We start from the raw sequence: 20,138 nt of genomic DNA, 5'->3' as shown, positions 1-20,138 counted from the left end.
CTGAAAAACGTTGCCTCTGGCACAAGGGGTTGCGTGAGGGCGGCTGCGCTTAAAACAACTACAAAATGGCGGAGACAACGCAATGCATAACAACAAGCGTCTCGGGTTCGCACCCTCGCGGTACACCTTGCTGGCCTCGGCCATTCTGGCCACGGCCCTGCCGACGGCCCAGGCGATGGAGCTGGACACGGGTAACCCGGACTGGAGCGCGCGCCTGGATAACACGGTCAAATACAACTACGGGGTGCGCACCGAAAACGCCGACAAGCGTATGTTGGGCACGCCGAACAACAACGATGGCGACTACAACTTCCGCAAGGCCGGGAGCACGGTCACCGATCGTGTCGACCTGTTGACCGAGATGGACGTGGTCTACAAGAACAGCATGGGCTTTCGTGTCAGTACCGCCAGTTGGTATGACCGGGCCTATGAAAATGTCGGCTCCACTGCCAATCCGTTCGTCAACGGCAATGGCTCAAGGTCCGGCCTGGTGGCCAACGATCCACGGCCTACGGGGGTCAAGGGCGTCGGCAATGGCAGTTCGAACCTGAGCAACTACGCCCAGCGTTACTACACCGGTCCTTCCGGTGAAATCCTGGATGCCTTCGTGTTCTATAGCACTGACGTGGGCGAAGAGTCCCTGCTGAGTGTTAAAGCGGGTCAGCACAACGTGTTCTGGGGCGAGACGGTGCTCAACCCGGTGCATTCGATGAGCTATGGCCAGTCGGGCCTGGACCTGGCGAAGCTGGCGGCCTCGCCTGGCACCGAAGCCAAGGAGCTGTTCGTTCCGCGTAACCAGCTGTCGATGTCGTTCACCGTCAATCCCGAGTTGACGGTCGGTGCCCAGTATTTCCTCCGTTGGGATGCCGCCCGCCTGCCGGAAGCCGGGACCTTCTACGGCGGTTCCGATCTGGTCGGGTCCGGTGCGCAGTCGTTCCTGCTGGGCAACACCAACGCTCCGGTGGGCACCCCGACGAACTGCGGCCTGGCGCCGTGTAACGGACTGACGAATGTGCGTCGCGGGACTGACTTGACGCCGAGCAACATAGGCGACTGGGGGGTTATGGCCAAGTGGTCGCCCAACTGGCTGGACGGTACGCTGGGTATCTACTATCGCAAGACCTCGGACATCCTGCCCCAGGCCTGGCTCGATGCTCGCGGCATCACCTCGAAAGGGCCGTCGCCGAGCCCGGTCGTCAACGTTCTCAACTCGTTGAGCACCAGCACCTATCAACTGGCCTATGCCGACGACATCCATATCTTCGGCCTGAGCCTGTCCAAGGAGGTAGACGGTGTGAGCGTGGGCTCGGACCTGAGCATCCGTCACAACATGCCTCTGGCCAGTATCCCGGCGATTGTCAGCTCCACCAGTCCCAATGGTCTGGGGGCCGGCCTGGGCCTGCTGCCGGCGCGCACGGCCGCGACGGGGGTGATCTATGACACACCGAGCAACGGCGACAGTATGAGCGCCACCGGTGATACGTTGCACTGGACGCTCAACGGTCTGATGACCCTGCCCAAAACGTCGCTGTTCGATTCGGCGACCCTGCTCTCCGAGCTGTACTACAGCAACCTGCTCAAACTCGATAGCAAGAATGCGGCGCTCTACAAGGGCCAGGCCAGCTATCGCGGTATCGATGCGCCGACCCGGGACAACTGGGGCATCGCCGTCAACTTCACCCCGACCTGGTATCAGGTGTTACCCGGTGTCGACTTGAACATGCCGTTGTCCATCAACGCCGGCATCGCCGGTGTGTCGCCGGTGTCCGGTGGAGGAGCCAAGGACACTGGCAACTATGCCGTCGGTTTCGGTGCCGTTGTGTACAACAAATACTTTGTCGACCTCAAGTACGTGGACTCCTTTGGCAAGACCGACAAGTGCGACGTCAGTGGCGTGAGTAGCGGCGCGGCCGCTGCCGGTAGCGGTAACGGCTCGACACCGAACGCCTTCAGCGGCAACCAGAACTACGCCTGTTATGCCGGCGGTTACTCGGCCTTTTCCGGAGGCGGCGCAACCACCGCGGACCGTGGCGCCGTGTATCTGACGATGAAAACCACCTTTTGATTCACGTATGGCCCCAGTCACGCTGGCAGGAGAACAACAAGATGAAATTCGTGCGTACATTGCTGGCCGTTTCACTGGCCATGGCCGTCGCCGCTCAGGCACAGGCCGCTGTTTCGGCTCAGGAGGCCGCCAAACTGGGCAGCAGCCTGACCTTGGTCGGAGCTGAAAAAGCCGGGAATGCCGACGGCTCCATACCCGCCTATTCGGGTGGCCTGAGTACCCCGCCGGCCAGTTTCAAGACCGGTGACAGTATGCGTCCGGATCCCTTTGCCGATGAAAAGCCGCTGCTGGTGATTGATGGCAAGAATGTCGATCAGTACAAGGGTGAACTCACGGCGACCAGCGCCGAACTGGCCAAACGTTTCCCGACCTTCCATATCAATGTCTATCCGACTCACCGTACCGTCATGCTACCCAAGGCCGTGCTGGATAACGGTGTGAAAAATGCCACTGGCGCCAAGTCCCTGGAAGGCGGGTTGGCCATCGATAACGTGCTGCCCGGCGTGCCGTTTCCGATTCCACAGACGGGCAATGAGGCCATGTGGAACTTCCTGCTGCGTTATCAGGGGGTCAGCATCAGCTCCAAGTACGACTCCTGGAACGTCGATTCCGCCGGCGTTGCGAGCCTGGCCATCACCGGGCAAGCGTTCATCTCCTATCCAATTTACGAAAACCTGGAGAAGCCGATCGGCAGCACCGACGTGTATTACCAGATGAAGCTGTCTTACACCGGGCCCGCACGCCGGGCCGGCGAGGCCGTGATGCTCAAGGACGCCGCCAACCCGTTGCAACAGCCGCGCCGCGGCTGGCAGTACCTGCCAGGCCAGCGCCGGGTCAAGCTGGCGCCGGATCTGGCCTACGACACGCCTAACCCTGGCACCGCTGGTGCGGGCACCTATGACGATGTCTTTGTGTTCAACGGTGCATTGGATCGTTACGACTGGAAGCTGGTGGGCAAGCAGGAAATGATCGTGCCCTACAACACCTACAAGCTGACCTACGCCCAGGACCCCAAGTCGCTGACCACCGCCAATCACCTGGCCCCCGACTATGTGCGCTGGGAAAAACACCGTGTCTGGGTGGTGGAGGGCACCCTCAAGGCCGGCGCTCGGCACATCTACCAGAAGCGTCGCTTCTACCTGGATGAAGACAGCTGGACCGCTCTGGCTTCCGACGAGTACGACGCCCGCGGTCAGTTGTACCGTGGCTCCTTTGCGTTCCTCAGCCAAAGCTATGACAAGCAGATCCCGGACTCCACGCCCTTCATGATCTATGACCTGGTCGGCGGCTCCTACAACATCAACGGTGTGGTAGGGCCCTACGGCGGTATCAAGTACATCGAGCCGCTCTCCAAGGCGCAGTGGTCGCCGGAGTCGCTGGCCGGCAGCGGCATTCGCTAAGCGCACGACGACAACACGTCCTTCCGGGCCACTGCTGACAAGGCAGTGGGCTGGTGCGTGGTTGTTCGTCTGGGCGGCGAAGTTTGAACGTCGGACTGCACGCTTGTGTGTTCCTGCGCAGCTTTTCGAAGAGGACGCGGTATGTGTTTGTATAAAAAATACCTGCAATTGGCCCTGGGCGCCGTGTTTGTGCTGTTGCAGGGCCTGGCCCAGGCGGGCGCTTACATTGATGTGCTGGATCTGCCGGCCCGAGCCAGCCCTCTGGCGCTCAGCAGCCCGTTGTTGGGCGTGGCGCGCGCCGGTCTGCGCTTGGTTACGGTCGGGCAGCGTGGCCACATTCTCTATTCCGACGATTCCGGCAAACACTGGCAGCAAGCCGCGGTGCCGGTGAGCGCCGATCTCAGCGCGGTGAACTTCCCGTCTGCGCGGCAGGGCTGGGCGGTGGGCAACGACGGCGTGGTCTTGCACAGCAGCGACGCCGGCGCGACCTGGCACAAGCAACTGGACGGTCGCCAGATCGGTGCCTTGCTGGTCGAGCACTATGGGGCATTGGCCAGGGCCGAACCGGGCAACGAACAATGGCCGTTGCTGGTTGCCGAGGGGCAGCGGCTGGTGGCGCAGGGCGCGGACAAACCCTTGCTCGACGTCTGGTTCGCCAACGACAAACTGGGCTACGTGGTTGGTGTGTTCAACCTGATTTTGCGCACCGAGGATGGTGGCCAGACCTGGACCCCGTTCCAGGACCGCACCGACAACCCGCAGGGCTTTCACCTCAACGCCATCGTGTCCACCGGCGACGGGCTGTATATCGCCGGGGAACAGGGCCTGTTGCTCAAGTGGGATGACACCCGTCAGCGCTTCGCCGCGGTGCCGACGCCCTATCAGGGCAGTTTTTTCGGTGTGCTCGGCAAACCTGGCGAAGTGCTCGCCTACGGTTTGCGCGGCAACGTGTGGCGCAGCACCGATGGCGGCCTCAGTTGGATCCCGCTGGACAGCGGCCTGCACATCAGCATCACCGCCGGCATTGTCGACGCCAGTGGTCGTTACCGCTTGTTTACCCAGGGCGGGCAGATGTTGCTCAGCCAGGGGAGCGGCGCGGACATGCGCCTGGTGCGCGAGCCCGTGCCGCTACCGGTGGCCGGTGCCGTCCAGGCGGTCAATGGTGTCCTGGTGGTGGTGGGCAACCGTGGTGTCCAGGCATTGCCCGAAGAATAAGACCTCGAACCCTTAGAGCGAGAACCCAGACATGGGCACTATCAAGCAAGACACCATGCCGGTGATCCGCGACGTGCGGGACTTCGACCGCCGTTCCGGAAACCGCCTGGAACGATTGGTATTCAATCAGCGCCCGCTGTTCATGCTGCTGATGGCGCTGGTCACCGTGGTGCTGGGCTACATGGCCGCCACGCGCCTGGAACTGCGTCCCAGTTTCGAGAAAATGATTCCCCGCAGCCAGCCATATATCCAGAATTTTTTGGAGAATCGTCAATCGCTACGTGGCCTGGGTAACTCGGTGCGGGTGGTGATCGAGAACACCCGAGGCGACATTTTCGACCCCGCGTACCTAGATGTGCTGAAGCAAGCCCACGACCAGTTGTTCCTCACTGAAGGTGTCGATCGCGCCTGGATGAAGTCCTTGTGGAGTCCGGCGGTACGCTGGACCGAAGTCACCGAGGAGGGGTTCCAGGGTGGGCCGGTGATGCCCGAAACCTATCAGGGCAAGCCCGAGCAGATCGAACAGTTACGCCAGAACATCTCCCGCGCCGGCCTCGTCGGCAGCCTGGTGGCCAGCGACTTCAAGTCGAGCATGCTGGTGGTCCCGTTGCTGGACAAGGCGGTAGCCGGCGGCCAGCCGATCAACTACCAAGCGTTCTCGCAGATGCTCGAAGAACAGCTGCGCGACAAGATCGAATTCGCCGGCGACAGTGCCGCGCGCAAGGCCGGAGAAGAGGGCAAGGGTCCGTACAAAGTCCGGGTGATCGGTTTCGCCAAACTGATGGGTGACCTGATCGATGGTCTGATTCAGGTGATGATGTTCTTCGGCCTGGCCGTGGTCACCTCGCTGATCATCATTTTCCTCTACACCCGTTGTGTGCGCAGTACCTTGCTGGTGGTCGGCTGCTCGTTGGTCGCGGTGATCTGGCAGTTGGGTATCGTCGCCTGGCTGGGCTATGCCATCGATCCGTACTCGGTACTGGTGCCGTTTCTGATCTTCGCCATCGGGGTCTCCCACGCGGCACAGAAGATGAATGGCATCATGCAGGACATCGCCCGTGGTACCCACAAGCTGATCGCCGCACGTTACACCTTTCGCCGTCTGTTCGTTGCCGGTGTCACCGCGCTGCTGGCCGACGCGGTGGGCTTCGCCGTGCTGATGGTGATCGACATACCGGTGATCAAGGACCTGGCCATCACCGCCAGCATCGGTGTGGCGGTGCTGATCTTTACTTCACTGTTACTGATGCCGGTAGCGCTGTCCTATGTCGGCGTCGGCGCCAAGGCGGCAGAGCGTGCCTTGAGCATCGACAACCGCGCGGACCGTCATCGGGGCTTTGGCAAACTGTGGGACTGGCTCGACCGTTTCACCACGGCCCGGTGGGCCACGGGCGCCGTACTGATCGCTCTTCTGATAGGCGTCGGTGGCTTTGTTATCAGCCTGCACCTGAAGATCGGCGACCTTGAAAGTGGTGCCCCGGAGTTGCGGGTCGATTCCCGCTATAACCGTGACAACGCCTACATCACCCAGCACTACGCGCTGTCCAGCGACCTGTTCGCGGTGATGATCAAGACGCCCGCCGAAGGTTGCCTGAGCTACAAGACGCTGATCCTCGCCGACCGCCTGGCCTGGGAGCTGCAGCAGTATCCGGGGGTGCAGGCAACGACTTCGCTGGTCAACGCCGTGCGCCAGATCACGGCCGGAACCTATGAGGGCAACCCCAAGCTCAACAGTATCCAGCGTAACCAGGACGTCCTGAACTACGCCGCGCAGCAAGCCTCGGTCAACTCCCCGGAACTGTTCAATACCGATTGCTCGCTGATGCCGGTGATTGCCTTTCTCAAGGATCACAAGGCCCAGACCCTGGAAGCGGTAGTTGGTATCGCCGACAAGTTCGCCAAGGACAACAGCAGCCCGGATCGCCAGTTCCTGCTGGCGGCCGGGACCGCCGGTATCGAAGCGGCTACCAACATCGTGGTGCGCGAGGCCAATCGCACCATGTTGCTCTACGTCTACACGGCGGTGACGCTGTTCTGCCTGCTGACCTTCCGCAGTTGGCGCGCCACGCTGGTGGCGCTGTTGCCACTGATGCTGACCTCGATCCTCTGCGAGGCGTTGATGGTGGTCATGGGCATTGGCGTAAAAGTGGCGACCCTGCCGGTGATTGCCCTGGGGGTGGGGATCGGTGTCGATTACGCGTTGTACCTGCTCAGTGTGCAGTTGCACTACCAGCGCCAGGGCCTGCCGCTGGCGCTGGCCTATCGCAACGCCGTGGCGTTTACCGGCCGAGTGGTGGGCCTGGTGGGCATTACTCTGGCGGCCGGCGTGGTGTGCTGGGCCTGGTCGCCGATCAAGTTTCAGGCGGACATGGGCATCCTGCTGACCTTCATGTTCCTGTGGAACATGCTCGGCGCCCTGATTCTGATTCCTGCCCTGTCGTATTTCTTGTTGCGGGGGGAGTCGCTTGATCGTCATCCCGTGCCGGAGGCCGCCCCTGCGGGGCACACCGGTGAAACCGCCCCAAGCCAACATCCAGGCCGGGATCACGCCCGGGCCATTGCGGAGTAAGCCAACGATGTCTGATTACAGAGCCCCTTTGCGCGATATGCGCTTTGTCCTCAACGAGGTCTTCGAGGCGCCCAGGCTATGGGCCCGGCTGCCTGGCCTGGCCGAGGTGATCGATGAAGCGACGGCCGTCGCGATCCTCGAAGAGGCCGGCAAGCTCAGTGCCGAAGTGATTGCGCCGCTGGACCGCAGTGGCGACGAACAAGGCTGCACATGGAGCCGCGGCAAAGTGACCGTCCCGGACGGTTTCGTCGCGGCGTACCGGGCGTTCGCCGAAGGCGGTTGGGTGGGCGTGGGCGGCGACCCGCAGTTCGGCGGCATGGGCATGCCCAAGGCCATTTCGGCCCAGGTCGAGGAGATGGTCAGTTCAGCCAGCCTGTCTTTCGGTCTATACCCGATGTTGACCGCCGGTGCCTGCCTGTCGATCAATGTTCATGCCAGCCAGGCGCTCAAGGAGCGTTACCTGCCGAACCTGTACGCCGGCGTCTGGACCGGCTCGATGTGCCTGACCGAAGCGCATGCCGGCACCGATCTGGGCCTGATTCGAACCCGGGCCGAGCCTTTGGCGGATGGGAGCTACAGGATCAGCGGCAGCAAGATCTTCATCACCGGCGGCGAGCACGACCTGGCTGAAAACATCATTCACCTGGTGCTGGCCAGGCTGCCGGATGCACCTGCTGGCCCCAAGGGCATTTCACTGTTCCTGGTGCCCAAAGTGTTAGTGAATGCCGACGGTTCGCTGGGCGAGCGCAACGCCCTGTCCTGCGGTTCCATTGAGCACAAGATGGGTATCAAGGCGTCCGCGACCTGCGTGATGAACTTTGATGGGGCCGCCGGCTGGATCGTCGATGCGCCGAACAAGGGCCTGGCGGCGATGTTCACCATGATGAACTACGAACGCCTGGGGGTGGGGATTCAGGGCCTGGCGTTGGGCGAGCGCTCGTACCAGAACGCTGTCGAATATGCCCGAGAGCGCATCCAGAGCCGCGCACCAAGTGGCCCGCAGGCCATCGACAAGGCCGCCGATCCAATCATCGTGCATCCGGATGTGCGGCGCATGCTGTTGACCATGAAGGCCTTGAATGAAGGGGGGCGGGCATTTTCCAGCTATGTGGCCCTGCAACTCGATACCGCCAAGTACAGCGAGGACCCGGCAACCCGTTCTCGCGCCCAGGAGCTGGTGTCGTTGCTGACCCCGGTGGCCAAGGCGTTTCTCACCGACATGGGGCTGGAGACCACGTTGCATGGCCAGCAGATCTTCGGCGGCCACGGTTACATCCGCGAATGGGGGCAGGAGCAATTGGTTCGCGATGTCCGCATCACGCAGATCTACGAAGGCACCAACGGTATCCAGTCACTGGACCTGGCCGGGCGCAAGATCGTCGGTAGCGGCGGGGCGCTCTACCGTTTGTTCGCCGCTGAAATCCGCCATTTCACCGCCAACGCCGGCGCTGGACTCGGCGAGTTCTGCAAGCCTTTGAACGCCGCCGTGGACACCCTCGACCAGCTGACGGAGTGGTTGCTGGATCGGGCAACGAACACGCCCAACGAAATCGGTGCCGCCTCGGTCGAGTACCTGCAGGTGTTCGGCTACACCGCTTATGCCTACATGTGGGCGCTGATGGCCCGAGCGGCCAAGGGCAAGCAGGCGGAGGAGGACTTCTACGTCAGCAAACTGGGTACCGCACGTTTCTACTTTGCCCGCCTGTTGCCACGCATCCACTCGTTGAGCGCTTCGCTCAGGGCCGGTAGCGAATGCCTGTACGAGCTGGACGCAACGCACTTCTGATCGAAAGGAAAAGGAACCTCAACCATATGATGGCGACAAAAATCATTCCTCCGGCCCAAGGCGCTTATACCTATCCCTTGTTGATCAAGCGATTGCTGCTGTCAGGGGTTCGCTACGAGCCTGGGCGGGAGATCGTCTATGCCGACAAACTGCGCTACAGCTACCAGACGCTCAACCAGCGTATCCGCCGACTGGCCAATGCCTTGACGGCTGCCGGGGTCAAGGCCGGGGACACGGTGGCTCTGCTCGATTGGGACAGCCATCGCTACCTGGAGTGTTTCTTTGCCGTGCCGATGATCGGCGCGGTGCTGCATACCGTGAACATTCGTCTTTCTCCGGATCAGGTGCTCTATACCATGAACCACGCCGAGGATGACCTGGTGCTGGTGCATGATGATTTTCTGCCCTTGATCGAGCCGATCCACGGGCAACTGGGTACGGTCAAAGGTTACCTGCAGCTCACTGACGACACGGCAGCCGAGACGGCTCTGCCGGTGCTGGGTGAATATGAGCAGCTGTTGTCCCAGGCAACGGACCAGTACGACTTCCCTGACTTTGACGAAAACTCGGTGGCCACCCTGTTCTACACCACAGGCACGACCGGGCAGCCGAAGGGGGTCTATTTCACTCACCGCCAACTGGTGTTGCACACCTTGAATGCGGCGGGAACGCTGGGCGCCAGTCTACCGCTGCTACGTTGCGATGATGTGTACATGCCCATCACGCCGATGTTTCACGTGCATGCCTGGGGTGTGCCGTATGTCGCCACCCTGATGGGGCTCAAGCAGGTGTACCCCGGCCGTTACGAACCCAATAGCCTGGTCCGGCTGTATCGTGAGGAGAACGTCACCTTTTCCCATTGTGTGCCGACCATTCTGCAAATGATCCTGGGCTGCGAGGAAGCGGCCGGGACCCGCCTGGATGGCTGGAAAATGCTCCTGGGGGGCAGCGCCCTGACCCTGGGCCTTGCCAGCGAAGCAAGCGCCAGGGGGATTGAGGTGCACAGTGGTTATGGCATGTCGGAAACCTGTCCGTTGCTGTGCACGACTTACCTGCGTGAAGAGGCGCTGGCATTACCCATGCACATCCAGTTGGCCCTGCGCATCAAGACCGGGACGCCGGTGCCGATGGTCGATCTGAAAATCATCGATGCCAGTGGCAATGACGTCGCTCATGACGGTGAGTCCTTGGGTGAGATCGTGGTGCGTGCGCCCTGGTTGACCCAAGGTTACTGGAAGGAACCGGAAAAGGGCGCCGAGTTGTGGCGCAATGGCTGGATGCACACCGGTGACATGGCCTCTATCGACGCCTTGGGCGGGGTGGAAATCAAGGATCGGATCAAGGACGTCATCAAGACGGGAGGGGAGTGGATCAGTTCCCTGGAGCTGGAGAGCCTGATCAGCGAGCATGCGTCGGTCAGGTCGGTCGCGGTGGTGGGCATTGTGGATGAACAGTGGGGCGAACGGCCGATGGCGCTGGTGGTGTGCGAGCCTGGGCAGTATCTCGACCACAAGATGCTGGTGATGCACTTGCAAGCGTTTGTCCTGCAGGGGCGGATCAATAAGTGGGCGATTCCCAAGCAGTTCAAGTTTGTCGCCGAGATTCCGAGGACCAGCGTAGGGAAGATCGACAAGAAGCGCATCCGGGAAAGTGAGTTGAGCTGAAGGGCGCGTCGATGGAAGAGAGGCGTCGCCCATTCGAAGTCAATGTGTTCGGCACGGTAGCGGTGACCAAGGCTTTCGCGCCTTACGTGCTACCGTAACGGCGTTTGCCCCTCACCCACGCCAACCGTCCCTGTACTCACGAATAAACGTCGCCGCTTGATCTTCCACCATCGGTTTGGCGATCAAATAGCCCTGCACTTCGTCGCATTCCAATTGTTGTAAGCATGCACGCGTAGCTTCGTCTTCGGCACCTTCGGCTATCGTACAAAGGTTAAGTGCATGAGCCATCTGGATGATCGCACGCACGATGGATTTGTCACTTGTGACCATCCGTCAGGCTACAGCTTGGAAACCCATTCAAGGCACTCCTCTGAATAGACAGTCTGCATCGTGCTTGCTACCTTATTCAAAGGTAATACCTATGAATATCGGAGAGGCCAGCATGGCGACGTCGATCAAAATCGATGAGGACTTGAAGCACCGCATCCAGCTGTTGGCAGGCGCCCGACAACGTTCGGCTCACTGGATCATGCGTGAAGCCCTCTCTCAGTATGTAGAGCGTGAAGAGGCCCGGGAAAGCTTCAAGCAAGAGGCGCTCGCTTCATGGAAGGCCTACCAGGAAACGGGCCAGCATTTGACCGGAGCCGAGACCCGTGACTGGCTGAAAACCTGGGGGACTGAGGAAGAGTCGGAGCTTCCCAAGTGCCACGACTGATTGTCACCGCAGGTGCTGGTGAAGGGCTGGAGCGTTGCCGACGTTTCCTGTTGGAGAAAGACCCGCAGGTGGCGCGCAGGGCGGCTCAAATCATTGAACAGCAGCTGACTCGCCTGGAAACCGACCCCAACATCGGTCGACCGTTTGCTGAATTACCTGAGTTGCGAGAGCTGGTCATTGCCTTTGGTGACGCTGGTTATGTCGCGCTTTACCGTTTTGTTCCCTCGGAAGAAGTTGTGTATGTACTGGCGTTCCGGCATCAGCGAGAGGCGGGCTACTGAGAGGTCAGTTCACCTTGAAGTGGGTGGCACTTGCCAGCCCCAATCCCACTGTCCATCATCTCGCTTATAAGCAAGGTTGTTGCACGACAAAGGCGTTCGGAATCAGTGGATTGTAGCGGGGGGCGGTAGCCTCGTTTTCCGCTCAAAATATAGCGATACAGAGTTCCACTGAATTCTGTAAGTGAATGAAATCAGGACCTTCGGGTTCTTTTTTCGTTCCGGCGGGAACCACTGAAATCCAGTACCATCCAGTGCGTTTAAGTCCAAGATTAAGGTAACCTTTCGGCAAACACATCTTCTCAAATGCAGTGGCTTTGACTTTGCAGCCTGGTGCGGGCACAGTCTTTCGCTACATGAGGATGGATGCCTCGTTGAGGCCTAAGGAGAATGCCGTGTTTCCGATCAATATCTGGCTTGCCTATACTGCCGCCTGCTTGCTATTGGTGCTCGCACCAGGCCCGGACAATCTGCTGGCCGTAGGCCGAGGACTCAGTCAGGGCAGGATAGCCGCTATCGTATCGGGAATGGCATCCGGGGCGGGAATTCTTTTTCATGTGGCAACTGCTTCGCTAGGACTGACTTTGCTTATGCAAACGTCCGTAGTAGCCTTCTGGGTCGTCAAGCTTATCGGCGCCGGTTATTTACTTTGGCTCGGCATCAAAGTACTACGCTCTCGTAGCCTGATTAGCTTCCGACCAGCGACTCGACAATCTCTGCCGAGCATTTTTCTCACAGGATTACTCTCGGCAGCACTCAATCCAAAGCCTGGTTTTTTCGTTCTTGCGTTCATCCCGCAGTTCGTAGACCCACAACGCGGCTCAGTGAGCGTGCAGATGCTGGTGTACGGCATATGGTTCGCGGTACTTACGGCAGTGGGATTCGCACTCATGGGCGTATTTGCTACTGCACTCTCCCGGTTTTTGCGTCAGAGGCCACGACTGGTGAATGGCCTGAACGTAGGGGCAGGACTCACCTTCGTCGCTTCGGGAGTATCGATAGCGGCGCTCAGCCAAAAATAGGATCAATGTATTGGCGTGCTGGGCTGAAATTCCAGCTTCGCTGAGCCTCGGTGATTATGAAAGCTGACGACTTTAAGACTTATCTTTCAGGGCTGAGTGAGTTTTCAACTCTTCGTCAATGAATGCAGAGATCATGGCTCTGTATACCCGCTCCACGACATCAGGTGAGGCACCGGAATCGTTTGCAATTCCGCGCACTTTGCTGATGACCTGTTCAACTCGCGCTGGAGCGCGCACATCATCAGTGGTTTTCTTGAAAGCCTCCGCCTGGGTGACGAGGTTGCCGCGCCTGGCGAGGAGTGCAACCACATCGCGGTCGATGCGGTCTATGTGCTGACGAACTTCTTCGATTGATGTGCAACGTACTTCCATATAAATATCTCCTTTTAAGTAACCGGAATGCGTCAGTTTTTCCGCATAGGACATTAGCGTGAAGCACTTTATAAGTCCACCGCGAGAACCGATCAATCTCGGATCCGGCTTTCGCCGTTGGTTCCTTCACCGCCAGTCAGCGCGCACGGGCCTCCCGTTGCTTATCCATCACTGTCGGATGCATATCCTTCTGCCCCCTCACATCTTGCGTGATTAAACGGGCGTCCACTTATGCGGGAGCAGGTGGCCAGTCTCACTTGCCCGCTGCGTCGGCAGCCGCGTCAGCACATCTTTGAGATAGGCATACGGATCATGCCCATTCATGCGCGCCGACTGGATCAAACTCATGATGGCCGCCGCCCGTTTTCCGCTGCGTAGCGACCCTGCGAAGAGCCAGTTCTTGCGTCCAGGAGCCCATGGTCGGATCCGGTTCTGCCAACGGAGGCTAATACCTCTTGGACGCTATTGAGCTGCCGCATAGATGGAAATAGGTTTCGCTCCGCAGAGCGTTTTTTGCTCCGTGCGTGCTGTGCTGTGGAGTAGGATGAGAACTTGACTCATTTGGATAGGGACGGATGTGAATGGAAGCGTTAGCCACTTTTTCTACTAAGAATTTCAAACCAACAGGCCTGAGCCCAAGCCCCGAGATTACTACCTCCTTGCCAGTGTCCATCAGCACCATGGAGAAATGCTCTCGGGTGCTGGGCGATCAGAGCATCTAAGTCCCAAGCCTCGCATTAGCTAGGTATTCTGGTTTCCACTCCTCAAATTGCGCCAGGCAGGGCAATACGCCATCATTGTTTATTTCGGCGGCCTGCTGTTCGCAGGCTGGCCAGACTGCTCAGGGAGCAAGGCATGTTCAGTCGACTCATGGAATTGAGGAAGCGCTTACGATTTGATTCAGCTACCGCGCGTACTTTCAAAGATGAAAGTCAGGATTCGAGCGAGAGTGAACACCGCAAGGAGGTCGTCGCCCAGTTACCGCCCGATATACTCGGTTACTGGCATAAAGCGCTGGTCGAGGACGATCTGCTCGGATTGCAGTCAGCCGATGTTCGCATCCCTCTGAAAAGTTATGCCCGTCTGGCGTGGCCGGCTTTCGATCTCGGTTTCGGGAAGCGGCCAGCGCTGGCCTTGGCGGTCATCACCGAGCGTGCCGCTGAAGCCGAGCGCAAGCGTGAGGCAGAAGCGCTTGATGAGCTCGAGCAGGATCCAGAGGGCGCAAATGAGTTAGACGAGCAGAGCGAAGAACCGCGGATTCCCATGGCGCTGGTGTTCCACCACACAACCACAGCTGATGAGGTTCAGGTCACCTGGCCTGATCCGGATAAGAAACCGGCGCAGGGAGAGAAAAAGGCAAGTCTCAAACCTGCCAGGTTGAATATAGCGTTCTGGTTCCCCTTCGAACTGAACGACCGCCACGAGGTTTGCCTCCCCCGTGATTCCAGCGACCGCCGACCGCGGGTGGTCAGGCAATGGCTTGAGCCGCAGCCACTGGTCACTTTCAACGACTTGCCCCCAGCCATCGGTCACTTCGATTGTTACCGGGAGGAGTTGAAGTCGTTTATCGCGACCCTGAATCAAAGTCCAGACTTGAGGACCTACGTCGACGCTTGTTTCGCCCTGTTCAATCGTGTTCAGGCCGACGGAGCAGAGACCGGCCTGACGACGATCTCCGGGCAATGGATTGCGGTGCCACGGCAGCCGGGATATGCGACTCGGGCGCTATCGAACGTGTACAAGGCCATTCCCAGGGCACATTCGATCGGAGCGCTTGGACAACTCATAAGTGCCGGGCGCTACCGATCAGCCGTTCAGGTGAGCGCCTTGAGCCCGGCGGAAATGGTTGCCCGGCACGTGGCAATGGTCGACAAGGCTGCAAGTCTCGACACGCCGGACGCCAAGCGTTGTGCCGACCCCTTGAACGATTCGCAACGCCGTGCATTGCAGTCCCTTGGACGATTGGGGAACGAAATCGGAGTTATCGCCGTAAGCGGGCCGCCGGGTACCGGGAAGACGGCGATGTTGCGAGCGATGATTGCCAACCAGTGGGTGTTGGCCGCTTATGACAACGACGAGCATTGCCCGGTGACCTTTGTCTGTGGGGCGACCAACCAGAGCGTCGAAAACGTTATGGGCACCTTTGACGGGGCCGTGGGCAGCCGGCACCCATTGGCGCGACGTTGGTTGAATCCCATCGGCAAGAAGCTTCTGGGGTTCACGGCAAGTGCACCTTCGAAGGCCAAAAGCATCTCGCATCGGAAGAAATTCACCACGCTGGAAATCAGGCAAAAGCGCTTGCGTACCCTGGGCGTCGGTTCTTCCAGCCTCAAGCAGCCGTATGAGGACTTTGCAGCGGCGGCATTTGCGCTGGCGGGGTATTTTGAAGATGCCTTCACTAAACTTCAGCCCCTGTTCGGCTCGCTGTTCAGCGTTGAGCAAAAGCACCAGGTCAGTGACGCCACACGCCATATCCGTCTTGTGCAGAAGGCTGCATCGGCAGTGCCGTCGCAATCCCGGGAAGTGCTCTGCAAACACTTGATGACACTTGCCGACGTGTTGCGCAGCGGCTTGTGTTCGGCAATTGATCGCCAGACCGATATCGAATTTCTGACCGACCCGAATGAACTTGCTGCCCGTTTTCCTAGCGAAGCCTGGTCCTCTCGCTGGGCCGAGGAAATACTGACGGAGTTACGTGCCGCGACCGGCCCCGAGCATCTTCGGGCGCAGCAGCAGAAATTGCTGGACGTGGTCTGGCGGCCGATCATTTTCCAGTTGGCAGCACGCTATTGGGAAACTCGCTGGTTGGTCAGTGTCATCGCAGAACCCGAACCTGGCAGCCGAAAGGCTGCGCTAAGACGTGCAGCGATGCTGTTCCCATGTATTGTCGCCACCCTGCACAGTGCGCCGCGCTTGTTGGCCGAAGCACGGCAGCCGCTTTTTGCCTTTCTTGATCTGCTGATCATCGACGAAGCCGGGCAGGCCGCGCCGGAGCTGGGTGTGCCGGTGCTGAGCCTGGCCAGAAAAGCGGTGGTCGTCGGTGACATGAAACAACTATCGCCGGTGTCCTCGGTAACGCCGGAGGTGGATGCCCGGCAGGTGCTGGATCGCTGGTCTGATCCGGCTTGTTTGGGTGATCTGCAGCGGCGTGGTGCTGATTGCGCGGACGGTTCAATCATGACGCTGGCGGCCACCGGGGCCTCCTTTGCCGAGGCGATGCCAGATGGCCGGCTACGGGACGGGCTGTTGTTGCGAGAGCACTATCGGTGCGCCGAATCGATCATCAATGTCTGTATCGATCTGCTGTACCACGACCATGATCGTGATGCTGAGGGGCGATTGCTTGAGCGGGAGTTGGTGCCAAAAATCCCCAACCCGCAGCCAGGACTGTTTGCGGACGCCGAACTGCCTATGCTTGATAACACCTCGGAAAAGCTGTTGCGCAAGCGTATGAAAGATTCTTTCCCGCTGCCGCCCCTTGGGTTCTATCAGACCGGAGGGCCGAACGATGAGCCCAGCAAGGGCGACTCCTGGTCGAACCCCGGCGAGGCGAAGGCGATCGTGCACTGGCTCAAGCACAACGGGCCACGCTTGGCGAAGTGGGGGGCGCGGGCCGAAGGCAACCCGGATCAGCCGGTTGCGCTGGAGAAACTTGTCGCGATCGTGACGCCGTTTCGTGGTCAGGTCGAGGCCATCAGAAATTTGGTGCGCGAGGAACTCGATCCTTTCGACGACAACCTGAGCGGGCGCTTGACCATCGGTACCGTCCATACGCTGCAAGGGGCTGAAAAGCCAGTGGTGTTGTTCAGTGCCGTGAACAGGGAAAGCCGCGCCAGCCGTCGAACCGAGAGCAATCACCGCGAGCGGGTGTTCATCGACCGTGACGATGGTCGTTTGCTCAATGTAGCGATCAGCCGGGCGCAGAAGAGTTTCATTCTGTTCGGCCACTCTGACCTGTTCTTTTCCCAGCAGGCCATGGATCCGGCCAATGATCTACCTTCCGCCATCGTCGGGAGGTGCCTTGCAGGCGTCCGGGAGTCGGAAAATGAGCGGATGACCGGCGCACCACGTGTGCCGGCCTGCAAGTTGGGACCCACCACCCTGATGGTCGTCGAGTCCGCCCACAAGGCGAGAATCATTCAGGATCTGGTGCCTGCTGGAACCCAGGTGTTTGGCTGCGGCGGTCATATTCGCGACCTGCCCGGTGCCGGGGCGATTCGCTGGCGGGACGGGCTCAAGCCTCGTTGGCAACTGAGCGAGCGCGAAGGCAATGACCTCGCGACGGCCCTGCGGAACACCGGTAGCCGTTTATTGCAATGCAACGAACTCGTGCTTGGCACTGACGATGACGCCCAGGGCGAGGCCATTGCCTGGCACATGATTCAAGTGCTCAAGGACGCTCCCTGGTTCATGCACGTCCGGCAGGTGCGCCGCGTACGTTTCCATTCGCTGACCGAGCCGGAAATGGAGCGGGCATCCGAGGAGGGCAAGCTGGTTCAAGTCGAGGGAACCACGTCAGAGCAACGTGCTGCCAGCATGTGTCGCGCCTTGAACATGGGGTTGGCGTATGGCGCCATTGCCCTGCGGGTGTTGGATAACCTTATCGGTTCGGTCTATCTGCGCCATGGCATTCCCGGTGGTGGTCGGGTCAAAGGCCCATTATTGAGGGCCTTGGCGGGCCATGGTGATTCCGAGGGATTGCCCGGTAAACGATTTGGCATCGCTATAACTCTGCTGGTGAACGGTACTGCAGTGCCCGCCCGTTTAATGGTGCTTCGCGGAGCCGAAGGGTGGCGAACGTGGGGGAGCGATCGGATAGAGGATGCCCCAGTTTTGTCTGCCATGTTGGCGGATGCAGTTGTTTCACCGACGCCATGCCTGACTGAGCGCGAAACCTGCCTGCTGCCCCCCGCTGAAAGCCTGGGTACCAACCTGGTGTTGCAGGAAGCGTTCCGGCGTTTTGGCTGGCTGCCGTCCAGCACCATGAGCGCGCTGCAGAAACTGTATGAGTTGCGTTCAGGCGCGGAGGATCCCGAGCCACAATTGAACGGCAATGCTTGGGCAGCATTGGATGGTCAGGGGCGTTTGTTCCTGACGGAGTCCGGGCGAACCCAGGCCGGGAAACTGCTGAAGGATTCCTGGTTGGAGCAAATCAGCGCCAACGAGCTGCTAATGGCATTCGATGAGGCGCTGACACGTCTTTCCTGGAGTGCCGATGCCCGGGAGGAGGACTACCTCGAATTTCTGCGCACCTGGGCGGCGAAGTTCGACGACCAGTGCCCGGCACAGGATTGCTCGACGCCCATTGCCGGCCCCTGTGCGGAAACTGTCGATGCGCAGGGTTCTGTAGTCGCGCTGTTCTCCAACCAGCCTGTTGTTGACTTGAATACCTGGGAGTCACGCAGCGTTGCGCCGTCCCTGGACGAAAGTGCGTGCTCCAAGCCTATGACACCACCTCCGGCTGATGCGTCGGACACTGTAGACGGTGGACGTTGCGGAGCACACGGGGCACTGGTTCCGCTGGATATCGCCATCGAAGCCGACAGTTCGAAGATGGCCGCATTCTCCCCACGACAGCGGCAACTCTACGAGATGATGTCGAAGCTGATGCTGGCCTCGTCATTACGAGATGGCGAGATGCACACCGTGCGCAGGATCTATCCGCTGACGTGGCCTGGCAAGCCTGCGACCCGCCCGGTTGAGATCGGAGTTGAGGTGATTACGGGACGGCAGGGCGCCTATGGCGGTTGGTTTGGCATCGACCCCGATGGCTTGGGTCGACACACGGGTTCCTGGGCTCAACCCGAGGTGGAGGCCTTGCTCAGCGCCGACGAACCACCGACCTTGCAAGTTACACCCCAAGACAATGCGACACGCACTCGTTCCCTGCTGGAGCCGACAGTCGACCAATTGTTGGCCTGGATGCAGGCGCGTGGACATGGCAGACCATCGACGTTTGGCAAACATATTGAAGGCCTGATGCGTGGAAACGCGCTGGCCGTGACCGCAGAGGGTATTGCAGATGAATGACGGGTTCGACGCCATGGGCCTGATGCGCCGCGCTTATGACGCGGCGTTGCGCGATCCCGCCGACCAGAGCGCTCAGGCCGCGTTCGCCGCCGCGCATCAGGCCCTTCAGAACACCTTCGTCGAGTCATTTGACGTCGGTGGCATTTCCTATCCGCGTACCGATGGCCACAAGCTGAGTGAGCGCGAGGCGCGAGAGGTTATCTCGAAAATCCTGTCCAACCCGGCCTATTCGGTGTCGGATCTGCGGCCCAGTGTCATTGAGGCCGCGTACCCGCTCCAGGACGATGTGCTGCGCGATGAAATCGAGGCAACGATCAGGTTGGCCAACGAGATCAATCGGCTGGATTGGCGCACCGATACGCTGGACGCCAACAGCAAGAGGGCGGTTCGCGAACTGTTGCGCATGCCGACCCTGGCTGGTGGCTACAAGATCATCTCCCAGACCAAGTCCGCGGCGAACGCAAACGTGTTGAACATCTATCGCGGATTCGATGCTGACCACCTGATCCCCGACAAGGTGCTGCGCGGATCGCTGCTCAGGGGGCAGTCCTTCAGTCTCAATCACAGCTTTGCCACCTTCATGCAGGACTCGCAGAACAGTGGGTCGCAGCACAAGTTTGTCACCGATGCGCAGAAGCAAACCAGAAAACTGATGCGTGGAGATCCGAAGCAACCTGCCAGGAACCCAACGACGGGCGAGTACCTGCAGCATGTTCTTGAATGGATGGCCCATGTTTACACGACGGCTGAGCTGGGTGTGGATGTGGCGGTCATGAGCAGTGGCCTGGCTAACGGAAGCGAGTTCAAACGCTTCAACGTCAAAGGCTTTTCCTTGGCGCAAGCAGGTTTCATGACCTGGACGGAGCGCCAGGGGGTCGGTCGTGCGGTGGCCGTGGCGCTGCTGATTGAAGCCCGCGAGTTCTATTCTGCGGCGGGTTGGACGATGGACAGGGAATTGCCCTTGTTTCACGACGTCCCACCGACGGTCAATCAACAACCGGTACCTGCGACATGAGCCACGA

The 20,138-nt window shown here is 59.9% G+C and carries 13 protein-coding genes and 1 pseudogene; 11 read left to right on the top strand and 3 right to left on the bottom strand.

Annotated features, from left to right (window positions below):
* Window positions 1–82 precede the first annotated feature (82 nt).
* The 6 genes from M5B99_RS05045 to M5B99_RS05020 all read left to right on the top strand — a co-directional run bounded on the left by M5B99_RS05045 (window position 83) and on the right by M5B99_RS05020 (window position 10,699).
* Window positions 83–2,065: a DUF1302 domain-containing protein gene (locus M5B99_RS05045; protein WP_248802940.1), complete on the top strand. Its 1,983-nt coding sequence runs from the start codon at window positions 83–85 to the stop codon at window positions 2,063–2,065.
* 41 nt (window positions 2,066–2,106) lie between these two features.
* Window positions 2,107–3,465, top strand: coding sequence for a DUF1329 domain-containing protein (locus M5B99_RS05040; RefSeq protein WP_248802939.1), 1,359 nt, complete (start codon window positions 2,107–2,109; stop codon window positions 3,463–3,465).
* Between the two features lie 141 nt (window positions 3,466–3,606).
* The gene (locus M5B99_RS05035; protein ID WP_248802938.1) at window positions 3,607–4,680 is read left to right on the top strand and encodes a WD40/YVTN/BNR-like repeat-containing protein; all 1,074 of its coding nucleotides are present in this window, start codon (window positions 3,607–3,609) and stop codon (window positions 4,678–4,680) included.
* A gap of 31 nt (window positions 4,681–4,711) precedes the next feature.
* Window positions 4,712–7,249: an efflux RND transporter permease subunit gene (locus M5B99_RS05030; RefSeq protein WP_248802937.1), complete on the top strand. Its 2,538-nt coding sequence runs from the start codon at window positions 4,712–4,714 to the stop codon at window positions 7,247–7,249.
* A gap of 7 nt (window positions 7,250–7,256) precedes the next feature.
* Window positions 7,257–9,035 (top strand): acyl-CoA dehydrogenase C-terminal domain-containing protein, encoded by a 1,779-nt coding sequence (locus M5B99_RS05025; RefSeq protein WP_248802936.1) that lies wholly within the window; start codon window positions 7,257–7,259, stop codon window positions 9,033–9,035.
* Between the two features lie 26 nt (window positions 9,036–9,061).
* Window positions 9,062–10,699, top strand: coding sequence for a fatty acid--CoA ligase (locus M5B99_RS05020; RefSeq protein WP_248802935.1), 1,638 nt, complete (start codon window positions 9,062–9,064; stop codon window positions 10,697–10,699).
* A 111-nt stretch (window positions 10,700–10,810) separates the two neighbouring features.
* On the opposite strand, the gene M5B99_RS05015 is transcribed toward M5B99_RS05020, so the two are convergent.
* Window positions 10,811–11,005 carry an EAL domain-containing protein gene (locus M5B99_RS05015; protein ID WP_248802934.1) on the bottom strand — a complete coding sequence of 65 codons (195 nt, stop codon included), beginning with the start codon at window positions 11,003–11,005 and terminating at the stop codon, window positions 10,811–10,813.
* A gap of 136 nt (window positions 11,006–11,141) precedes the next feature.
* Between M5B99_RS05015 and M5B99_RS05010 the strand changes: the two genes are divergently transcribed.
* From M5B99_RS05010 to M5B99_RS05000, 3 genes are all read left to right on the top strand, one after another.
* On the top strand, window positions 11,142–11,414 hold the full coding sequence (locus M5B99_RS05010) for a CopG family ribbon-helix-helix protein (RefSeq protein WP_177144514.1): 273 nt from the start codon (window positions 11,142–11,144) through the stop codon (window positions 11,412–11,414).
* Window positions 11,402–11,695 carry a type II toxin-antitoxin system RelE/ParE family toxin gene (locus tag M5B99_RS05005; RefSeq protein ID WP_318654560.1) on the top strand — a complete coding sequence of 98 codons (294 nt, stop codon included), beginning with the start codon at window positions 11,402–11,404 and terminating at the stop codon, window positions 11,693–11,695. The genes M5B99_RS05010 and M5B99_RS05005 overlap by 13 nt, the downstream gene beginning before the upstream one ends.
* A gap of 392 nt (window positions 11,696–12,087) precedes the next feature.
* Entirely contained in the window at window positions 12,088–12,714 is a 627-nt protein-coding gene (locus M5B99_RS05000) for a LysE family translocator (protein ID WP_412548693.1), read from the top strand.
* Window positions 12,715–12,786: 72 nt separating this feature from the next.
* Here the strand turns inward: M5B99_RS05000 and M5B99_RS04995 are convergent, their stop codons facing one another.
* Both M5B99_RS04995 and M5B99_RS04990 read right to left on the bottom strand, forming a co-directional pair.
* The gene (locus M5B99_RS04995) at window positions 12,787–13,086 is read right to left on the bottom strand and encodes a chorismate mutase (protein ID WP_248802978.1); all 300 of its coding nucleotides are present in this window, start codon (window positions 13,084–13,086) and stop codon (window positions 12,787–12,789) included.
* Between the two features lie 213 nt (window positions 13,087–13,299).
* Window positions 13,300–13,521: pseudogene (locus M5B99_RS04990) on the bottom strand (transposase domain-containing protein); the annotation flags it as partial.
* A gap of 420 nt (window positions 13,522–13,941) precedes the next feature.
* Here M5B99_RS04990 and M5B99_RS04985 point away from each other — a divergent pair.
* Window positions 13,942–19,116, top strand: a complete 5,175-nt coding sequence (locus M5B99_RS04985) for an AAA domain-containing protein (RefSeq protein ID WP_248802932.1) — start codon at window positions 13,942–13,944, stop codon at window positions 19,114–19,116.
* Window positions 19,109–20,131: a hypothetical protein gene (locus M5B99_RS04980; protein ID WP_248802931.1), complete on the top strand. Its 1,023-nt coding sequence runs from the start codon at window positions 19,109–19,111 to the stop codon at window positions 20,129–20,131. Before M5B99_RS04985 ends, M5B99_RS04980 begins: the two co-directional genes overlap by 8 nt.
* The last annotated feature ends 7 nt before the right edge of the window (window positions 20,132–20,138 follow it).

It is taken from the genome of Pseudomonas sp. MWU13-2100, from assembly GCF_023242365.1.
Lineage (GTDB): Bacteria > Pseudomonadota > Gammaproteobacteria > Pseudomonadales > Pseudomonadaceae > Aquipseudomonas.
This window is presented reverse-complemented; position numbering and strand designations above follow the sequence as displayed.